Origin of the sequence: Paenibacillus sp. GCM10027630 (assembly GCF_042676305.1) — a bacterium.
GTDB lineage: Bacteria > Bacillota > Bacilli > Paenibacillales > NBRC-103111 > Paenibacillus_S.
Genome location: NZ_JBHTGY010000053.1, coordinates 36,743 through 54,876 on the forward strand (window position 1 = coordinate 36,743; position 18,134 = coordinate 54,876).

Below are 18,134 nucleotides of genomic sequence, written 5' to 3' on the forward strand. Positions count from 1 at the left end.
TGGAGTGTTGAAACCATGCTAGGTTTTTCCTTGCAAAGTCCTGTTTTTTTAGGCAAACCGAGTTTAGACAGCCCCAATGATTTAATTGCACATTATGAAAAGGTGGAGCTATTGCTAGATGCTTTAAAGACAGCTGGAATCGGGTCTATCGAGGTCAGGATTCTTCCCCGCGGTGCGAATGAAGAAGCTTACCGGGGGCTTATACAGCAAATCTGGGATGCGGGTCTGAAGCTTACCGTTCATGGACATGTGGCTGGGGAGCATCCAGGTACGCGATTTGCGGAGATTTATCCATCCATGAGCTATATTTTGAAAAATTATCATAAGTATCAAGCCGGCCTTACGATGGCGCTGCACGCTTTTGACGCGAAGTCAGGTTCGGAGGAAGAGCTGCATCATCATACGGTTAAGCTTTTGCATGAATGGGTTGCAGTGATTGATTCGGAGCAGCTTCCGCTAAGAATTGGGATTGAAAATAACCGTAAAAAATCAAGCAAGGTAGATCCGGGAGATTCGATAGACGGTGTGCAGCGGATCGTGAACGAGGTTGACAGTCCTTATGTGGGCATTACATGGGATATGGGCCATTATTACTCGAACCTGATGGATGAACGCGGCCTGAAATCTCCACCCGAGGTACACATGGAGGATCTCCCGCCTGCCGCTTTTTTGGAGAGAGTCTATCATACGCATATTCACGGGCTCGGTCTAACCGGAACGCACAACCCGTTGACGCAAGCAAGAAGCTTGCCCCTGGAGCATTATATCGGCAGCCTGCAGCGTGCCGGATATCAAGGTGTATATAATTTGGAGCTGACTATGAACAAATTCGATGCGGACAGATCTCTCAGCGAGCATGTGCTGGCATCGGTTCAACGATTGAAGGAGGCAACACCATGAAACAGCATTCCAGCCGCACCGGATCGAAGAGGGGGGAATAACCGGTGAACAACATCGAATATACTAGCCGATCCGCATCGAAATTCACCATGGTTCGTGTACTGAATTTCCTCAAGAGCAGCCTCACGAATCCTTTGCACCTAATCAGTCTTTTCGCCATTATTTTCTTGGGCTATACGATTGTCATCCCGATGTGGGAAATTATTTCGCATACGCTGACTTGGCATCCTGAGGATATTCGGGCTAACCCCCAAGCGGTACCGGGGAATCTGACCCTGAACCACTGGCTGCATGTATTATACAGCGACATCAGCTCGTCGATCTTCTATAAACCGCTGCTGAATTCTTTCAACATTGCGGTGTTTGTATCCTTTTTCTCCATGGTTGTGGGAGGCGGATTAGCATGGCTGGTTACTCGCACCGATCTGCCTTTCAAGAAGACATTTGCTTTTCTGGCTATCATTCCTTATATGCTGCCTTCATGGATTAAGTCGTTTGCCTGGCTGATCGTGTTCAAGAACGACCGGGTCGGCGGAACGCAGGGTATGCTGCAATACTTGTTCGGCATTAATCCGCCCGATTGGATTTCTTATGGATTTTTACCGATCTCCATCGTGCTTGTGGGCCATTATTACACCTTCTTTTACCTGCTTATCGCCGTTTCTCTGAGCTCGATTAACAGCAGCCTGGAAGAAACCGCCGATATTTTGGGAGCAAGCCGCTATACTATTTTAAGAAAAATTACGTTTCCACTAGTTATGCCGGCTATTTTGTCCGCACTGATTCTGACCTTCTCGAAAAGTATGGGAACGTTCGGTGCCGCAGCCTTTCTTGGTCTGCCGGTCAAGTATTACACAATCGCAACTATGCTGTACGGCAGTATGAAAAACCGGATGATTTCCGATGCCTATGTACTAAGCTTGATTCTGATTGTTATTTCCGCCTTGACGATTTATTTCAACCAGCGGGCGATTGGCAAAAGAAAGAGCTACGCTACGATAGGCGGCAAGGATTCGAGGAAAAATCTCAATCCGCTTGGTGTATGGAAAATTCCAGCAATTGTTATGGTGTTTCTGTTCATGTTTCTGGCTGGCATATTCCCGCTTCTGCTGCTTCTATGGCAAACCTTTATGCTCCAGGACGGCAATTACAGCTTAAGCAATCTGACAACGCATTACTGGTTCGGGGATTCGGATTTCAGTATCGCTTCCGGTGAAGTGGGAATTCTGAAGAGCGACTCGATCCTTCTGGGCTTGAAAAATTCATTGACTATCGCATTTATAGCTGCGGCAGTTGCTGCTGTAATGGGACTTGTATTCGGCTACGTAATTTCGAAGGGAAGAAAAACTCTTTCCGGCAAGCTTGTCGAGCAGCTGTCCTTCATGCCTTATTTGATTCCCGGCATTTCGTTTGCAGCGATTTACTTGTCCATGTTTGCGCAGCCTAAATTTTTACTGCCGGCTCTCTATGGAACCTTGGCGCTCGTCATTCTTATAACGATAGTTAAAGAGCTGCCTTTCGCAACACGCTCCGGCACGAGCACCATGCTCCAGATTAGCGGAGAGCTGGAGGAAGCGGCCAAGCTGCATGGAGCATCCTGGCCACGAAGATTTTTCAGCATTATGATGCCTTTAAGCCGCAAGGGCTTGATTAGCGCATTCCTGCTCTTGTTCATAAGCGCGATGAAGGAGCTGGATTTGATCATCCTGCTGGTGACTCCCAAGACAAGTACATTAACCACGCTTACGTTCCGCTATGCGGAAAAGGGCTATCAGCAGTACGCTAACGCTATCGTCATTGTTATTATTGCGCTAATTATGATCACGCATTATATAGCAACGAAGTACGGCAAAGCAGATCTTTCGAAGGGCATAGGAGGCTAACCATATGAGTGGAATTAAGCTGGAGAAAATCAACAAATATTTTGATAAAAATCATATTCTAAAAAACCTCGATTTGTATATTGAGGATGGCGACTTCATGACGCTGCTCGGTCCGTCCGGCTGCGGTAAAACGACCACTCTGCGGGTTATCACCGGATTGGAAAATCCCGAGGAAGGGATTCTGACCATTAATGGCAAGGAAATGATCAACGGAGCCAAGGGCTACTATGCTCCCCCATCCAAGCGCGGATTGAATCTGGTGTTCCAAAGCTATGCGCTGTGGCCGCATATGACGGTATTCGATAATGTAGCCTTTGGGCTGTCCATTAACAAAATGCCCAAGGCGGAGATCCGCACGAAGGTAGAAAGCGCTCTGGAGAAGATGCGGATCGCGAAATACAAGGACCGATACCCTTCTGAGCTGTCAGGCGGTCAGCAGCAGCGTGTCGCCATTGCTCGGGCAATTGTAACGGAGCCGAGAATATTGCTGCTTGATGAGCCGCTGTCCAATCTTGACGCCAAGCTGCGTCTGGAGATGAGGGCGGAGCTGAAAAGGCTGCATCGCGAGCTGAAGACAACCATCGTTTATGTTACGCATGATCAGGTCGAAGCCTTGACCTTATCTACCAAGATCGCGATTTTCTTCGAGGGCAACATGGTTCAGGTCGATACACCGCGCAATATTTACCGTCATCCGGTAGATATCCGCGTTGCGGACTTTATCGGTAACCCGAAAATTAATTTCGTCGATGCCGATTGCAAGTATTCGAATGGATCGTTAACTACAACTTCAGAATTGGGTACACTTACGGTTCCATGCACACAGCCACCTTCCGGAAAGGTCGTCTTGGCTATTTATCCTGAGGACATCCAGATTTCATCGGAAAAGGTCGAGGGGGGCATACCTCTATCCGTATACTCAGTGATGCCGGCCGGATCGGAAACTTTATTTCAGCTGACCACGAGCGGTGAGAACCTGATCCTGGCCAAAGTTATCGGTGAGCTGGATTTGCCTATTGGCAAGATGGTATGGGTAACGTTCCCGCTTGAGAAAGTAAATGTGTATGATAAGGAAACAGGCGTGCTTGTAGAGCGGGGCAACGGAGCAGGTTCTTCCGCATCGGCACCAGCAACAGATCATGGAACAAAGCTGGGTGCATCATCATTTTAACGTGTCGGGGCTGGAGGGTAGAAATGTATGGCAACAGCTAGCTTAAGTGTATGGGAAATAACGCATTGGGAACTGGTGCTGCGGATGATTCTGGCCGTAGTATTGGGAGGCTTGATCGGCATTGAAAGGGAATGGAGCAACCATGCTGCGGGCTTCCGTACTCATATTCTCGTATGCTTGGGCTCTGCAACCATTATGCTGCTGTCCGTATACGGTTTCTCACAATTCGTCAATGAAGGTAATGTCCGTATGGACCCGGCGCGTTTGGCAGCCCAAGTAATAAGCGGTGTCGGTTTCCTGGGTGCAGGAGCGATTCTGCGCAATGGGAATATGATTAAAGGGCTGACGACAGCAGCATCCGTCTGGGTTGTTGCCGGCATCGGACTAAGCGTTGGCGCGGGCTTCTATATGGGGGCGCTGCTGTCTACATTTCTTGTTCTGATCAGCTTGTTCTTATTAAATAAATGGGAAAAGCATCTGCTGCGAAATCGGAGATACCATGAGGTTGATATACAAATTGTCGATAACCCGGGCTCGCTCGGGAGGATCGCATCGATATTCGGAAACTATGATCTGCAGATTGTCAGCTTGAAAATGAACTCGGATGAAGTCGATTCTGCAGCTCATGCCTCAGCTCCTTCAATGCATATGCAGTTCAGTCTGAAAATACAAAAGCAGGAAAAGCTGGTTGCAGCTCTGGAGCAGATCGCCGCGATGGATGTTGTTCTTTCGATGGAGTCGAATCACCTGTCTGCAATGAAAAGCTTCGTACAAAAAGAAAATACGTTATCCACATAACTTAGTAGCTGGGTGGTTGGAGCATGTGAACAATATACTACTGATTTCTGATCTTGACGGAACCTTACTGAATGCTTCACAGCAAATCAGCTTGGAGAATGAATTGGCCATTAAACGTTTTATTGAAAAAGGAGGCATGTTTACCTTAGCGACGGGGCGTATGGAGGAGGCGGTCATACCTTTTATCCATAAGCTTGGTCTGGATTTGCCGGTGATTTTGTATAATGGAGCCAAAATTTATTGCCCCGTTACAGACAAGGTGCTTTATGAGAGGAAGATATCTCTTCCGCAAGCTTTGTGGGATAATATTAGGGGACGCTTATCGGATGAACTGGTACTGCTGGTTTATCAAGATGGTCAAGTTTATGCACCGATTCGCAATGCCTTATTAGAAAAGCATGAGCTCAAAGATGCGGTGAGATGTTTGCCTTTTGAGGAAAGCATTATGCAGGAGCCTGTTACGAAGCTGTTGATTATTAGCTCCCGGCTGGAGGAAGCGAAGGATATTGAACAGGCTGTGAGAGACAGCTGTGTACCTTGCGAAATGGTTTACTCCGAGTCGAATTACTTGGAGATTTTACCGCAGCATGCTACCAAGGGGATTGCGCTTAGGGAGCTGGTAAGGCTACTGAAAGTAGATAGCCTGTACACCGTAGCCGTTGGCGATAACTTAAACGATCTAACCATGATCATAGAGGCCGATCTGGGTTATGCTGTAGGCAATGCCCACCCATTGTTAGCGGATGCAGCGGATGCTGTGACTGTCCATCATGAAAGCCATGCTATAGCGGCTATTATAGGGGAATTTAAGGAAAAGAGGAGAGAGCTGGCATGAGTTATTTGGAGGCGGCTGAACGTATTGCAAGAGAAGCTGGTATAATGATCAAGTCCAAGCTGGGCACAGACTTTGTGACGGAAGAAAAGAGCTCGGCATTCGATGTCGTTACAGAAATCGATAGAGCCTCTGAGCAGTTAATCCGTGAACGGTTAGCGGAGGTATTCCCTGACCATGCATTTCTCGGGGAGGAAGAATCGTTTGCTAACGAGGAGCTGCTTGAAAACAGGCTCGAAAGAGCAAAGTCCGAGCCATTCATATGGATCGTTGATCCCATTGATGGGACTAGCAATTACGTGCAAGGCATTCCGGGTTTTACGGTATCTATAGCTCTTGCGTGCAACGGAGAGATTATGGTTGGTGTCATCTATGATCCGTCCCGGGATGACATGTATTCGGCGGAGAAAGGTAAAGGGGCTACACTCAATGGAAAGCCGATCCGGGTTTCGCAAGTAGAGACACTCGGACAAAGCGTAGTAGCAACCGGCTTCCCTTCGAAGAAGAAAACGCGCGACGCTGTTATGAAAAGCTTGCAGGAGATCGGTCCGCAATGCCGTACTATTCGTGCGCTGGGCTCGGCTGCACAGCATCTGGCTTTCGTTGCTTCAGGGAAGCTCGCGGCATTCTGGGAATATGGCCTCAATGCATGGGATATCGCCGCAGGGGTGCTGATCATCGAGGAAGCCGGGGGAACGGTGACCGATACACTCGGCAATCCGTACAGCCTGACCGTGAAGCATATTGTCGGTACGAACGGCCATATTCATGATGCGATGATGCAGACGTTGAAGCCACTTGGCATTTAAAGCTGGAACTTATGAATAGACTTAATCAGCAGCCTGCTGCCACATATGTGGTGGCAGGTTTTTTTGCCTTTTTAATCGGGGCTGTCGTTATTTATGGAAGGGTTTGAACGGAGCGGAAATTTCCGTTATTCCAACTACCGTCCGAAATTTTAGACGATAGCGGAAGTCGAAATTCCGTTATTGGGGCGAAATAGGTGTACTATGCACCAAAACAGAGCGATAACGGAACTAGCTATTCCGTTATCGCTCTGTTTTTTGAGCTTTCCAGGTGATAAAGGAAGTAGTACTTCCGTTATTATCCTCATTTTGTGGATATAGCGCTGCTATTTTACGAGGCAGCTGGTGTCCTATCGAGTTTCAGCTTCCTAAACTATTTTGATGTCCCTTAAACGTGGCTAGTTATGCTATGCTGATGATGAATGCGGTTACAGCTTGCGATATTTGAAAGGAGAGCCATCCTCATGAACTTTTTACAGGGGAACATTTCTGCAAGGTTTAAAGTCATCTATGGGATATTTTTCTTGTTAATTATTTCTTCAACCGTCTGGCTTTCCTACTTAAGCTCTAAGGGCAGCCTTGAGGATCAAGTGCGGAGCACGAATGTCGCGCTGCTAAATCTGATTCAGCAAAAAATCGAAATGATGCTCCGGGAAATCGATACCAACACGATTAACTTTATTCAAGAGCCGGATGTGTCCTTTTTTCTGCATGGGCGATACGCTAATGACGATTTGCGGTTTAATCATTTTCGAGTGTTGAATGACCGGTTTAAGGCATTGATGTTCGCAAACAGCAATATTTCATCCTTCTATTTGTATTCTCTGGAGAACAAAAGTTTGCTGACCGATACTACTTTTTCCGATGAAGCTGACTTTTACGATATGAACTGGCGTGATGCATTTACCTCTATGACAAGCTATCAGAAGTGGCTAGACACGAGGAAAATTACAGAGATTAGCTCTGGCCTGCATCTTGATAAAAATGTGATTACTCTAGTTCGCTCTTACCCGCTCATTAGCATCCCACAGTTTCGCAAAGGGGCTATTATCGTAAATGTCGCTGAAAATACAGTCTCCAATCTGATTCAGAATGTTGATAAACAGAGGGCAGGGCAAACCTTGGTGATCAATTGAGCAGGGAATGATTATATCGTCTCAAAACAAGAAGCAGCTGTTTCAGCCTGTAAGCAGTATTGAAGGGGCTCCAAGATTGGAGCAGCTGACAGATAGCGGTTATTTAACCCAAAATACGGATAACGGCAGTTATACTACGTTTTATTTGACATCCGCTTATAACGGTTGGAAATATGTGAGCATCATCCCGAACCCGGAGATGAACCGGCCACTGCAAATTATTCGTAATCTGCTGTTGACCATTGCCGTAGGAATGTTTCTGCTCGCAATCGTACTAGTGTTTGCAGTAAGCAACTACACGTTTCGCCCGTTGGAGCTGTTCTTCCGCTCGATTACTGAGAAGAAAATTGGCCGTCCCGGCGATCTTACGTATATGGAAAAGTTTTTCAAACAAATTATTTCTGATAACGAAACGTTGCAAAAGCAGATGAATGAAAGTTTACCTGCCTTGAAATGGCGGTCCATTATGAGCTTAATGATGGGCGATAAGACGAATTATAGTAGGATGAAGCCGTATTTTGACATGCTTGGCATTAACCTGTACGATGTTCGTTTTGTTGTTCTGGTCATAGAATTGGATCGCATTCGGGATATAGCGACCCCGCGGGATGTCTATTTGTTCACCTATGCCATTAGCAATGTTGCGGAGGAACTGGTTGCCGGCGTTTGCAAAGGAGTGTCGGTTGAGTTAACGGATGGAAGAGTCGCTGTAATAATGAGCTTTGAAGAGGATGACAGCCAAGGTAATCAGATTCAAGCTTTACAGGTGGCCGATCTCGTTAAGGATTACGTGGAGGGCCATTTCAAGCAAACGGTTACGATTGGAGTAGGCCGTCCTCAATTGCATTTGGAGGGGATTCACAGCTCCTATCAAGAAGCGCTGAATGCTCTGAAATACAAGCTGATCATGGGCGATAACTCAGTTGTATCTATTGATGATATTGCAGGAAACAACCATAACGATAAATTTTATCGCATTTCGGGGATGAGCGATTCGGTGGTTAACTACATCCGTGACACGGATAAGGTGAAGCTGGAAGCTCAGCTGGACAAAATTTTTGGAGAAATAATTGCAAGCAACGTCCCGCCTGAAATGATCAAACAGATGTGCATTCAATTAATAATGAAATCGATTAAGGTTATATCGGATAAAGGGCTGGAAATTAAGGAGTTTCTTGATCCCAAGGAAAATATATATAACCGAATCGAGTCCTGCGCCAATGTGGACGATATTAAGAGCTATATTTCCACCTTCCTGCATCAATTAATTGTTCGAACGGAAGAAAAGCGGTTGAGCAGGGGGAATAACGATACGATCAAGCAGGTGATGGAGTACATGGAGCAGCATTACATGGACAGCGACCTGTCTCTTAATCTGTTAGCCTCGCAGTTCCAGTTAAGCGTTCCGTATTTAAGCAAGCTGTTCAAGGAAACGACTGAAACGAATTTCATGGATTGCTTGATTCAGTTCCGTATGGAGAAATCCAAGGAGCTGCTGCTCGATCCCAAGCGGAAGGTTAATGCGATAGCGGAGAGTGTCGGCTATGCACGCAAAGCTTTATTCGTATTTTCAAGAAATATACAGGACAAACGCCAGGGGAATTCAGGGAAAACCATAACAAAGCCCCCCGAGGGTGATGACTTCCTATGCAGAAGAGTATCCCTAATCCTTTAGTGGAAGCCCTATTACCTTAAAAGAAGTGAAGAGGATAAAAAATGAACATACCCATATCATTAAAAAAAGCGCAGAGCATAAAAAGGGAATATTTTCAAAGCAGTCCTGCTGCGGCTACCATAAGGTTGTAACCAGCAGAGCAGAAGGGAGGTGTAGCTATGAAATCACAAATGGGCGGGGCAGCCGCACAAGCAGGGGTTAGGCAATCGGTGCGAACGAACAGGCTGAAGCTGGCATGGAAATACTTAAAGCGGGATAAATATTTGTACCTGCTGCTTCTTCCTATATTAGCGTACTATTTCACCTTCAAGTATGCCCCGATGTTCGGCGAGATCATTGCCTTTAAAAATTATCGGTTTGCCGATGGAATCTGGGGGAGCCAATGGGTAGGACTTAAGCATTTTGAGAGACTGTTCACAAGTCCCGATTTTTTCAAAGTATTAAAAAATACGCTGCTGCTAAACATCTACGGCATTGTATTCGCCTTCCCAGTGCCCATTGTACTGGCCATTCTCTTGAACGAAGTCCGAATCGAGTGGTACAAACGGACGATCCAAAACCTGCTCTACATCCCTCATTTTATATCATGGGTTGTGCTTGGAGGTATCGTCATTGCTCTTTTGTCCCCTTCTACGGGCGTCGTTAATATTGTGCTCGTCAAGATGCTCGGAATTGAGCCGATTTATTTCATGGCCAATAACTTTTGGTGGCCGATTATGTTCATTTTATCAGGAATTTGGCAAAATGCCGGTTGGGGCACGATTCTATACCTCGCGGCAATTGCCGGGATTGATCCTCAGCTGTATGAGGCGGCCAAAATCGACGGGGCCAGCAAGCTGCGCCGCATATGGCATGTAACACTCCCAGGTATCCGCAGTACGATTGCTATTTTGCTTATTTTACGTGTTGGACAGATGATGGATGTGGGCTTCGAGCATATTTTTGTCATGCAAAATAAAGCCGTATATGAAGTTTCCAACGTTATCAGCACTTATGTGTATCATGTTGGTTTGGAAGGCTCGCAGTACAGCTACACTACCGCGCTTGGTTTGTTTCAATCGATTATTGGACTTATTTTGGTCGTAAGTGTTAATAAAATTATTAAAGCCATGGGTGAGAACGGGCTATGGTAAGTCTATGCTTACGAAGTAAGTTTTCTTACGAAAACTGTTAGGAGGGGGATGCGATGTCCGGCAGTCAGTCTTTTACAATAAAGCTGCTCTTCGGCCTTATCTATGTATTATTGGCTGTGCTTGCCATGATGACGTTATTTCCGTTCATTCATGTGCTGGCAACATCCATGAGCAGCTCGCGGGCTATCATGTCCGGGGAAGTGTTTCTGTGGCCGAAGGAAATTACTTTTATATCCTTTTCAAATTTGATTGATGATGGCCAGCTGTTTAATGCGATGAAAAACACCTTATTGATCACGGTAGTGGGGACGGTATTAAATATTGTAGCTACGATTATAGCGGCATATCCTTTAAGCAGGAAACGGTTGAAGGGAAGAAATCTCATTCTGATGATCATTACCTTCACAATGCTGTTTGGCGGCGGATTGATCCCTAATTACATTCTGATCAAAACATTGGGAATTATGAATACCTATTGGGCACTTTGGCTGCCCGGTCTGCTCAGCACGTACAATTTTTTCGTTATGAAAACGTTTTTTGAGAACCTGCCCGCGGAATTGGAAGAATCGGCTGCAATAGATGGTGCTAATGATTTGGTGATTATTTGGAAAATCATTCTGCCTTTATCGATGCCAATTATAGCGGCTCTGACATTATTTTATGCGGTAAGCTGGTGGAATTCGTATATGAATGTGCTGATGTACATTACGAGCTCAGGGAAGCTGTCTCTTATGGTCAAGCTGCTGCAGATGATTGATACAACCAGTCTGAATCTCCTCAATTCGAATGCTACAAGCGGCGGTGAAGGTGCCATGATGCAAAATTTGGTTACACCGGAAGGCATCAGAGCTGCAGCTATCATCATTTCCGTTATGCCGATTTTATGTATCTATCCATTTCTTCAAAAGTACTTTGTTAAAGGTGTTTTGATCGGTTCTATCAAAGGTTAGGGCGGATTCCAAGAAGGCCTGTCTGTTGCGATTTTAAAAATCAAATATGGAGGCGGACGATGATGGTAAAAAGAAAGCATATGGCGCTCGTGATGGCGGCGGCCTTATTGACGATTGCGGCATGCTCCTCGGATGGCGGTACGGATAGCAGCGGAGATGCAGGGAAGAAGGATGGCGGAACCGACAAAAAGAAGAAGCTGGAAGTCAGCGTTTCGATTCTGGATCGAGGTCAAGTAGCAAGTGATGAAGGAACTTACGAGAGCAACCGGACAACCAAGTATATTAATGAGAAATCGGGCATTAACGTGAAATGGGTGCCTGTCGTACGGACGGAGTCAACGAAGAAGCTGAACACATTGATTGCAGCCGGCGAGGCGCCTGATCTGATGTGGGAATTTGGCCGCGACTATATGTCGACTTTGAAGGATCAGGGAGCTATACAACCAATAGACGATTATATTGAGAAATACAGCACCTCTTATAAAAACTACTTGAAAGCGCATCCAGAGCTTAAGCCTTATACACAGTTTGACGGCAAAACCTACATTGCGACGAGTGCACGCGGTATTGATGCGATTGCCAACCATGGAATGTGGATTCGCCAGGATTGGCTTGATAAGCTTGGGTTGAAAACTCCTACGACGATGGATGAGCTGTTGACTGTCATGAGAGCTTTTAAGGAAAAGGACCCGGATGGCAACGGGAAGAATGATACGCTTGGCGCTGCCTTCAACTTTAACTACGCGGGGATTATACAGGCGATGTACGCGGCCCACAGCGGATTATGGTATCTGGAGAACGATAAGATGGTAAAAGGAAACTTTACCGACCGTTATGCGGATGTGTTGTCCTTAATGAAAACAGCATTTGACGAAGGGCTGGTTGACAAAGAGTATATCACTGACAAAAATTATCAAAAGGAAAGACAGCTGTTTGTTACGGGAAAAGCAGGCGTCTATATGGCGAGCTGGAATATTTCGCCTGAATACCGGGAGCTCAAGCAGAATGTGCCGGATTCCAGCTCGTTCCTTTGGAGCCTGTATCCACGAAGTATGGTAAGTTTGGGCTGTTTCAGGAGCCACCTGCTAATAAGCTGATTGTATTTAATAAAAATATGAAGGATCCGGAAGCGGCTGTAAAGCTGTTGGATTGGATGGTCGAGAAGAACTGGTTTGATGTCAGATTCGGTCAAGAAGGAGTTCATTACAAGCTGCTGAATGGAGTGCCGCAAGCGATTGATGCGGAGAAAAACAAAAAGGAAACGATCTATGCTCCTGAGTATGCAATACTGGACCAATGGAGTCCGAAACCGGAGGACTTCCCGATTATGGCCGCGCAGGACGCCATTTCACAGGATTATGCGAAGGTTCAGGGTGAGTCGCTTAAGGTAGCAATGAAGAACAAATTCAGACGCGATATTCCGTTCAATCCGACGTTCCCGGAGCTTAGCGAAACGGCAACCTCCTTCACTCCGTTAGCCGAGGAGATCGAAACGAAAGTCATCACAGGCGGCAGCCAATACAATGCGCAATGGGGCATCGAGCAGCTGCGCAAGGAATGGAAGCGTCTGGGCGGTGATAATGTAGATAAGCTGGCACAGCAATGGTACGAGAAAAATGTGAAAGGCAAGTAAGCATTTAGAAGCGCTGCGGAGTCTCCCGCTCCGGAAGGGGCTGGGGGCTTAAACCTAATAAGGAGTGTACTCTATTATGTCGTTCGATCATAAGCAAATGCTTTTGCAGCAATTGGACAGCTGGCACAAGGAATATACCCCGGAGGTGAAGATGGTTCGTAAGCCGTTTCGTACCCCTGGCTATCACAGCACGTTGAAAAATGTGGATTATACGCATCCGACGCTTGCTGCTTTTATTTACGCGCTAGGACTGCTTGATAGCGGACTGCCGGAAAATGTGGAGCGGGCTTCCGATATCATAGAGAAGGTGATCGGGCTGCAGGACCAGAATCGTGAGAATGCTACGTTCGGTATATGGTCCTGGTTCATGGAGGAGCCGTTAACGATGATGGCGCCGCCCGACTGGAACTGGGCCGATTTCTGCGGGAAGCGGCTGGTGCTTGCCGAGCAGAGGCATTCCGGGCTGCTCAGTCCTGCCTTAAGAGAGCAGATTCGGCATGCTCTATTCTGTGCCTGCGATGCGATCATTAAGCGCAACGTCGGTCCCGGCTATACGAATATCGCCATCATGGGAGCGTTCGTCACTTTACTTACAGGAGAAGTATACGGGCACAAGCCGTATGCGGATTATGGGCTCGAGCGGCTGCGCAAATTCAGCGATTACACGAAGGAGCTGGGTACATTCCAGGAGTATAATAGCCCGACTTATACGATCGTGGCGATCCAAGAACTGGCTAGCATTCATACGGCCACAAGCCAAGCAGAGGCGAAGGAGCTTAGCGCTGGCATGCTGGATGTCGCCTGGCGCATGGTGGCGGAGCATTTCCATGCGCCGAGCAGGCAATGGTCAGGACCGCACAGCCGCAGCTACAGCACGGTGATGACACCGGAGGTGTTATCGTTCTTGCAAATGGCAAGCGGAGGGGTCCTTTCTTTACGGGCAAATGAAGATATTATATACAATTTGGATTGGTATGGTAATGAAATTCATTGCCCGGAAGCGTATTTGCCCGCGTTTCAACATACAGAAACATCCACGATTCTGCAAGCTATTCATAAAGATGAATGGGGTCGCACAGTGAATGAGGCTACCACTTATATGAGCGGCCCCATCAGCGTAGGCACATTCAGCAAGGACGTCATGTGGAATCAACGCCGTAATTTGCTTGGCTATGCCCAGAATGGAGACAGCTTCAGCTATATTCACCTGCGGTTTCTGCATGACGGCTATGATTATTCCTCCGCGGTGTATTCAAGCGTTCAGCAGCAGGCGGACGTACTGTTCGGTATCGGATTTTGCACCAATGGCGGGGATACCCATATCGGTCTCGATCCCATAGACGGAACGATAGAAGCTTCAGATCTAAGGCTGCGATTTGAAATCGGCGGCAGCTTGGAGCAAGTAGAGGCTCAAGACTTTGAGCCAGCTGCGAAAGCAATATCCGTGCAAATCGCAGGTACAACGATGAATGTAAAGACGCTTTTTGCTGCGTTTGATGCCGAGTCGACGAGTTGGGAGCTTACTCGTGATGAGCAGAAGCTGTGCCTCGATTATGTTGTATATGCCGGGGAGAGGAAACGGTTTGATTTCCGCTCCATGCAGCAGGCGCTGCTGGTATTTGCCTTCCGTTTGAGCGAAGGGGATGGAGGAGCATTGGATGCTTCTGCCGATTATGCCGGTATTGAGACGGAGGCTTCTCATAGCGGCTTCACTCGTGCCAGTGAGGTAAATGCAGAGTTCAAGACGACCGGCGGTGCTAATCTGAAGCTGAAATTGCCACTGAAGCCTGCAGAAAAACAGGAAATGATGCGGTTGCGATAAGCAGGAATTAAGGTTAGGAGGGAGTGCCACAATGGCCAAGGGCTCTGTTATTTACAATGAATTTCATACATTCAAGGACCCGTATACCGGAAAAATGCTGACCCGGCTTACAGCTCCAGAGCAAGTGAATCATCATCCATATTTCTATTATAAGATGATCACCAATGATAACCGCTACCTGATTTATGCAAGTGAGAGGAATGAGCAGCGCCATTTATATCGAATGGATCTGAGCGATGGCTCGGCATTGCAATTAACCGAAGGAGCGGGAGTCCATGATTTCGGCTGTAGTCTCACCAGTGATGATCGTTACCTGATTTATTGTCGAGACAAACAGATCATTCGTTTGGATATGGACACACTGGCTGAGGAAGCCTTCTATGAATCACCGGACGGCTGGAATCCGAATCCGAATCCGGGATTAAGCTCGGATGACAAGTATTTGGTGTTGGTAGAAATGAACGAGAACGATGTCATCCCGAGTAATGGGGATTGGTCGACCTTCGAGCCGCAATGGGCGATTAAGCCGCACTGTCGAATCGTCTATGTCGATATTGAGCGGCAGACCAGCCATATCGTTCATGAGGAATTGAATTGTTGGTTAGGTCATCCGCAGCTTCGGCCACATGATCCGTCAACGGTTCTATTCTGCCATGAAGGTCCCGGTCATCTGATTGACGCCAGGCTGTGGCTTATTCAAGCAGACGGGACGAACCTGCGCTGTGCCAAAACGCAAACGCATGACGAATTGATCACACATGAATATTGGCTTGCTGATGGCTCCAGGTTTGCTTTTGTATATAGACATAAGGATTATGAGCTGCACGAAAGCATCCGGTTTATGGACCCATTCACTTTGGAAGAAGAGATTTGGATGGATAGCTCCAAGTATTGTCATTTTATTTCCAATAATAATAATTCCAACATCGTTGGGGATGGTCAGCTAAGTGAGCAGCATTTTATTTATCTGATTGATGTACAACAGCGGCGTGAGGAAAAGCTGTGCTCCCATGGAACAAGCTGGAAGCCTTATGGGAATACTCAGGACGCTCATCCGCATCCCACTTTTGCACCGGATGGTTCGTTTATTATTTTCACATCGGATATGGAAGGCATTCCTTGCATTTATAAAATAGACTTGAATTAAAGAATTGAAGCATGAAAAACGGCTGTCTCGAAAGTCATTTGTGGATTTTCGAATCCCCACTCGAATGGGAGTTTCCCTACACAAAGACGCTTCCATCCCCACTTACGTAGTGGTTTTGGAGGCGTCTTTGTACATAGCTTGGGATTGACTCATTTACTGACGCCCTTTTGGGACAGCCTCTTTCTGTTATCTCTATTGCGGTACAAGCTCTTAGTTACTAAGCTATGCAGCCATCCGTGCGTTAGGTTGGGAATTGGAACTCCGTCGCAAGGAGGAACGGGAGCTTTGGAGCAGCTTGTATTGGACGATCCCGATGGCAGCAGTAGGTGCAGCTTCGCCCCGCAGGGATAGTTCCATTAGTGCAGTAATATCTCCTATCTGATAAGCAGAGGCAATCGCTCTTAGGAAAGCTCGCAGCTCTTCTTCCTCGGGCAGCGAAAGCGTGCCTTGATTCAAATCAAATTTGACGGCTTCAAGTGCATGGCGTGCCCGGTGAAGCGCCGCTTTTACAGCCCCCTCGGTTGTGTTAAGCAATTTTGCCGCATCCCCGATTGAAAACCCTAATACATCCCTCAGTAAAAAAACAGTTCTCTGGAGGGGGGACAGATGTTTCATCAAAGCCTGGAAGGCCGCCTCGATCTCGAAAGAATCGTTATCCTTCGTACTCACCTTGGGCTGCTCTCGCTTTAAAATCCGGTCCAACACCTTATTTCTCCGCGTTTGATCAATCCACGTGTTTTTTGCAATCCGCAGTAACAAGGCTTCAGGGTTGGAATGATGTTCTTGGCTTTTCAAATTGCCTAACGCTTTAAGCCATGTATCCTGAGCCAAGTCCTCGGCATCCCAGATCGATCCAGTAAGGGATAGGCAATAACGGTTAAGGTGGTTTTGAAGCTGCTCCACGTTTTTAATATCCTTAAGGTTTTCCTTAATCCGGGTTTTTGCTTCAGCTTCCGTTAAGATCATCCTACATTCTCCTTTGCCATGTTCTTTATGCTGACTATGATCTTTATCCTTATTAAATGGAAACGAATAAAGCCTTTTAAAGGATACGCAGATTTCAAAAAAAAATTTCGGCCACTCCGTTTTTTTTATTATATCATCAAAAACCGTTATGCCGTATCCTTCGGCAGCTTCGATTCGTTTACAGGGTGAAAGTGATGAATGATGAAATACAATAACGGATCAAACGGAGGTTTTGAAAGATGAGTACTTTTATTCCTTATGTGGTTGAACAAACCGGCCGCGGTGAAAGATCTTACGATATTTACTCCCGGCTGCTGAAAGATCGAATTGTGTTTCTTGGGGCTGAGATTGATGATCATCTGGCCAACAGCATTATTGCTCAATTGTTGTTTTTGGCGGCGGAGGACCCGGAAAAGGAAATCTCCATGTATATCAACAGTCCGGGCGGTTCTACCTCGGCAGGGTTTGCTATATATGATACGATGCAGTTTGTGAAGCCGCCTGTTCATACTATTTGTACAGGATTTGCTGCTTCGTTTGCGGCGATCCTGCTGCTCGCGGGTGCCAAAGGGAAGCGTTTCGCGCTGCCGAACAGCGAGATCATGATCCATCAGCCGCATGGTGGTGCCAAGGGGCAGGCCAGTGATATAGCCATAACAGCCAACCGGATTCTAGGTATCCGGGCAAAGCTGAACCAAATCACCGCCGAACGGACGGGCCAGCCGATTGAAAAGGTTGAGAAAGACATGGATCGTGACTATTTCATGTCCTCACAAGAAGCACAGGAGTATGGCATTATCGATCAAGTGGTTACTTCTTTGTAGATTGGCGCATAGGAATTGTCCAAATAGGCTGTCCCATTAGTCGTTTTTAGTAATCTCATCCCCACTCTATATTTGTTTGGCAAGAGAACCTTCAAATCCACTTTTATTGTGGGTTTGAAGGTTTTTTTTGCATTTTATGGGACCTGTCTTCTTGAGGTTACCCGTGACAGATGGTTAGATGGAAATCCTCCCGCTAATTAGACCAGGTTATCACCGTTAAGTAATTTTAACTGGAAAATCTCCATCTATTTTAGTGTGTATTAGGATAATTGACCGAAATGGGCGGAATTAGCGGGATAATTTCCAGTTATAGGGATGAAAATGCGATTTATAGTAAAATTACCTCCGCATTTTCCACTAGCGTTGCATCAGACCTTACACATCATCAACTTTGTAAATCATCGTGTGAAAATTCACAAAGTTTTTCCATGACATAGTTAAAACACAACCCCACCTAA

16 protein-coding genes are annotated in these 18,134 nt (G+C 46.6%); 15 read left to right on the top strand and 1 reads right to left on the bottom strand.

Going from position 1 to position 18,134, the window contains the following annotated elements; all coding sequences use genetic code 11:
• Positions 1-15: 15 nt before the first annotated feature.
• From ACFQ0C_RS25715 to ACFQ0C_RS25780, 14 genes are all read left to right on the top strand, one after another.
• Positions 16-900, top strand: a complete 885-nt coding sequence (locus ACFQ0C_RS25715) for a sugar phosphate isomerase/epimerase family protein (protein ID WP_379370838.1) — start codon at positions 16-18, stop codon at positions 898-900.
• A 44-nt stretch (positions 901-944) separates the two neighbouring features.
• The gene (locus ACFQ0C_RS25720; protein ID WP_258214693.1) at positions 945-2,783 is read left to right on the top strand and encodes an ABC transporter permease; all 1,839 of its coding nucleotides are present in this window, start codon (positions 945-947) and stop codon (positions 2,781-2,783) included.
• A 4-nt stretch (positions 2,784-2,787) separates the two neighbouring features.
• Entirely contained in the window at positions 2,788-3,954 is a 1,167-nt protein-coding gene (locus tag ACFQ0C_RS25725; protein ID WP_379370840.1) for an ABC transporter ATP-binding protein, read from the top strand.
• A gap of 27 nt (positions 3,955-3,981) precedes the next feature.
• Positions 3,982-4,752 carry an MgtC/SapB family protein gene (locus ACFQ0C_RS25730; RefSeq protein WP_258214691.1) on the top strand — a complete coding sequence of 257 codons (771 nt, stop codon included), beginning with the start codon at positions 3,982-3,984 and terminating at the stop codon, positions 4,750-4,752.
• 25 nt (positions 4,753-4,777) lie between these two features.
• Positions 4,778-5,587 carry an HAD family hydrolase gene (locus ACFQ0C_RS25735; RefSeq protein WP_379370843.1) on the top strand — a complete coding sequence of 270 codons (810 nt, stop codon included), beginning with the start codon at positions 4,778-4,780 and terminating at the stop codon, positions 5,585-5,587.
• Positions 5,584-6,393 (top strand): inositol monophosphatase family protein, encoded by an 810-nt coding sequence (locus tag ACFQ0C_RS25740; protein WP_379370845.1) that lies wholly within the window; start codon positions 5,584-5,586, stop codon positions 6,391-6,393. Before ACFQ0C_RS25735 ends, ACFQ0C_RS25740 begins: the two co-directional genes overlap by 4 nt.
• A 461-nt stretch (positions 6,394-6,854) precedes the next feature.
• Positions 6,855-7,526 (top strand): hypothetical protein, encoded by a 672-nt coding sequence (locus ACFQ0C_RS25745; protein WP_379370847.1) that lies wholly within the window; start codon positions 6,855-6,857, stop codon positions 7,524-7,526.
• A 7-nt stretch (positions 7,527-7,533) separates the two neighbouring features.
• The gene (locus tag ACFQ0C_RS25750) at positions 7,534-9,201 is read left to right on the top strand and encodes a helix-turn-helix domain-containing protein (RefSeq protein ID WP_379370849.1); all 1,668 of its coding nucleotides are present in this window, start codon (positions 7,534-7,536) and stop codon (positions 9,199-9,201) included.
• A gap of 158 nt (positions 9,202-9,359) precedes the next feature.
• Positions 9,360-10,334: an ABC transporter permease gene (locus ACFQ0C_RS25755; RefSeq protein ID WP_379370852.1), complete on the top strand. Its 975-nt coding sequence runs from the start codon at positions 9,360-9,362 to the stop codon at positions 10,332-10,334.
• A gap of 53 nt (positions 10,335-10,387) precedes the next feature.
• Complete coding sequence (locus tag ACFQ0C_RS25760; protein WP_379370854.1) at positions 10,388-11,284, top strand: carbohydrate ABC transporter permease; 897 nt, start codon at positions 10,388-10,390, stop codon at positions 11,282-11,284.
• A gap of 59 nt (positions 11,285-11,343) precedes the next feature.
• Positions 11,344-12,381: an extracellular solute-binding protein gene (locus tag ACFQ0C_RS25765; protein ID WP_379370856.1), complete on the top strand. Its 1,038-nt coding sequence runs from the start codon at positions 11,344-11,346 to the stop codon at positions 12,379-12,381.
• On the top strand, positions 12,315-12,917 hold the full coding sequence (locus tag ACFQ0C_RS25770) for a type 2 periplasmic-binding domain-containing protein (RefSeq protein ID WP_379370858.1): 603 nt from the start codon (positions 12,315-12,317) through the stop codon (positions 12,915-12,917). Before ACFQ0C_RS25765 ends, ACFQ0C_RS25770 begins: the two co-directional genes overlap by 67 nt.
• Before the next feature lie 76 nt (positions 12,918-12,993).
• Positions 12,994-14,739, top strand: a complete 1,746-nt coding sequence (locus tag ACFQ0C_RS25775; protein ID WP_379370860.1) for a hypothetical protein — start codon at positions 12,994-12,996, stop codon at positions 14,737-14,739.
• A gap of 31 nt (positions 14,740-14,770) precedes the next feature.
• On the top strand, positions 14,771-15,886 hold the full coding sequence (locus tag ACFQ0C_RS25780; RefSeq protein WP_379370862.1) for an oligogalacturonate lyase family protein: 1,116 nt from the start codon (positions 14,771-14,773) through the stop codon (positions 15,884-15,886).
• Positions 15,887-16,108: 222 nt separating this feature from the next.
• Here ACFQ0C_RS25780 and ACFQ0C_RS25785 read toward each other — a convergent pair whose 3' ends face one another.
• The gene (locus tag ACFQ0C_RS25785; RefSeq protein WP_379370864.1) at positions 16,109-16,852 is read right to left on the bottom strand and encodes an RNA polymerase sigma factor; all 744 of its coding nucleotides are present in this window, start codon (positions 16,850-16,852) and stop codon (positions 16,109-16,111) included.
• Positions 16,853-17,091: 239 nt separating this feature from the next.
• Between ACFQ0C_RS25785 and clpP the strand changes: the two genes are divergently transcribed.
• Positions 17,092-17,676 (top strand): ATP-dependent Clp endopeptidase proteolytic subunit ClpP, encoded by a 585-nt coding sequence (gene clpP, locus ACFQ0C_RS25790; protein WP_258214682.1) that lies wholly within the window; start codon positions 17,092-17,094, stop codon positions 17,674-17,676.
• The last annotated feature ends 458 nt before the right edge of the window (positions 17,677-18,134 follow it).

Bases quoted from the DNA above. Each gene is read 5' to 3' on its own strand.
- ACFQ0C_RS25750 (WP_379370849.1), top strand. From the start codon at position 7,534: ATGATTATATCGTCTCAAAACAAGAAGCAGCTGTTTCAGCCTGTAAGC.
- clpP (WP_258214682.1), top strand. From the start codon at position 17,092: ATGAGTACTTTTATTCCTTATGTGGTTGAACAAACCGGCCGCGGTGAA.
- ACFQ0C_RS25715 (WP_379370838.1), top strand. From the start codon at position 16: ATGCTAGGTTTTTCCTTGCAAAGTCCTGTTTTTTTAGGCAAACCGAGT.
- ACFQ0C_RS25745 (WP_379370847.1), top strand. From the start codon at position 6,855: ATGAACTTTTTACAGGGGAACATTTCTGCAAGGTTTAAAGTCATCTAT.
- ACFQ0C_RS25755 (WP_379370852.1), top strand. From the start codon at position 9,360: ATGAAATCACAAATGGGCGGGGCAGCCGCACAAGCAGGGGTTAGGCAA.
- ACFQ0C_RS25740 (WP_379370845.1), top strand. From the start codon at position 5,584: ATGAGTTATTTGGAGGCGGCTGAACGTATTGCAAGAGAAGCTGGTATA.
- ACFQ0C_RS25780 (WP_379370862.1), top strand. From the start codon at position 14,771: ATGGCCAAGGGCTCTGTTATTTACAATGAATTTCATACATTCAAGGAC.
- ACFQ0C_RS25785 (WP_379370864.1), bottom strand. From the start codon at position 16,852: ATGATCTTAACGGAAGCTGAAGCAAAAACCCGGATTAAGGAAAACCTT.
- ACFQ0C_RS25765 (WP_379370856.1), top strand. From the start codon at position 11,344: ATGATGGTAAAAAGAAAGCATATGGCGCTCGTGATGGCGGCGGCCTTA.
- ACFQ0C_RS25725 (WP_379370840.1), top strand. From the start codon at position 2,788: ATGAGTGGAATTAAGCTGGAGAAAATCAACAAATATTTTGATAAAAAT.
- ACFQ0C_RS25775 (WP_379370860.1), top strand. From the start codon at position 12,994: ATGTCGTTCGATCATAAGCAAATGCTTTTGCAGCAATTGGACAGCTGG.
- ACFQ0C_RS25760 (WP_379370854.1), top strand. From the start codon at position 10,388: ATGTCCGGCAGTCAGTCTTTTACAATAAAGCTGCTCTTCGGCCTTATC.
- ACFQ0C_RS25730 (WP_258214691.1), top strand. From the start codon at position 3,982: ATGGCAACAGCTAGCTTAAGTGTATGGGAAATAACGCATTGGGAACTG.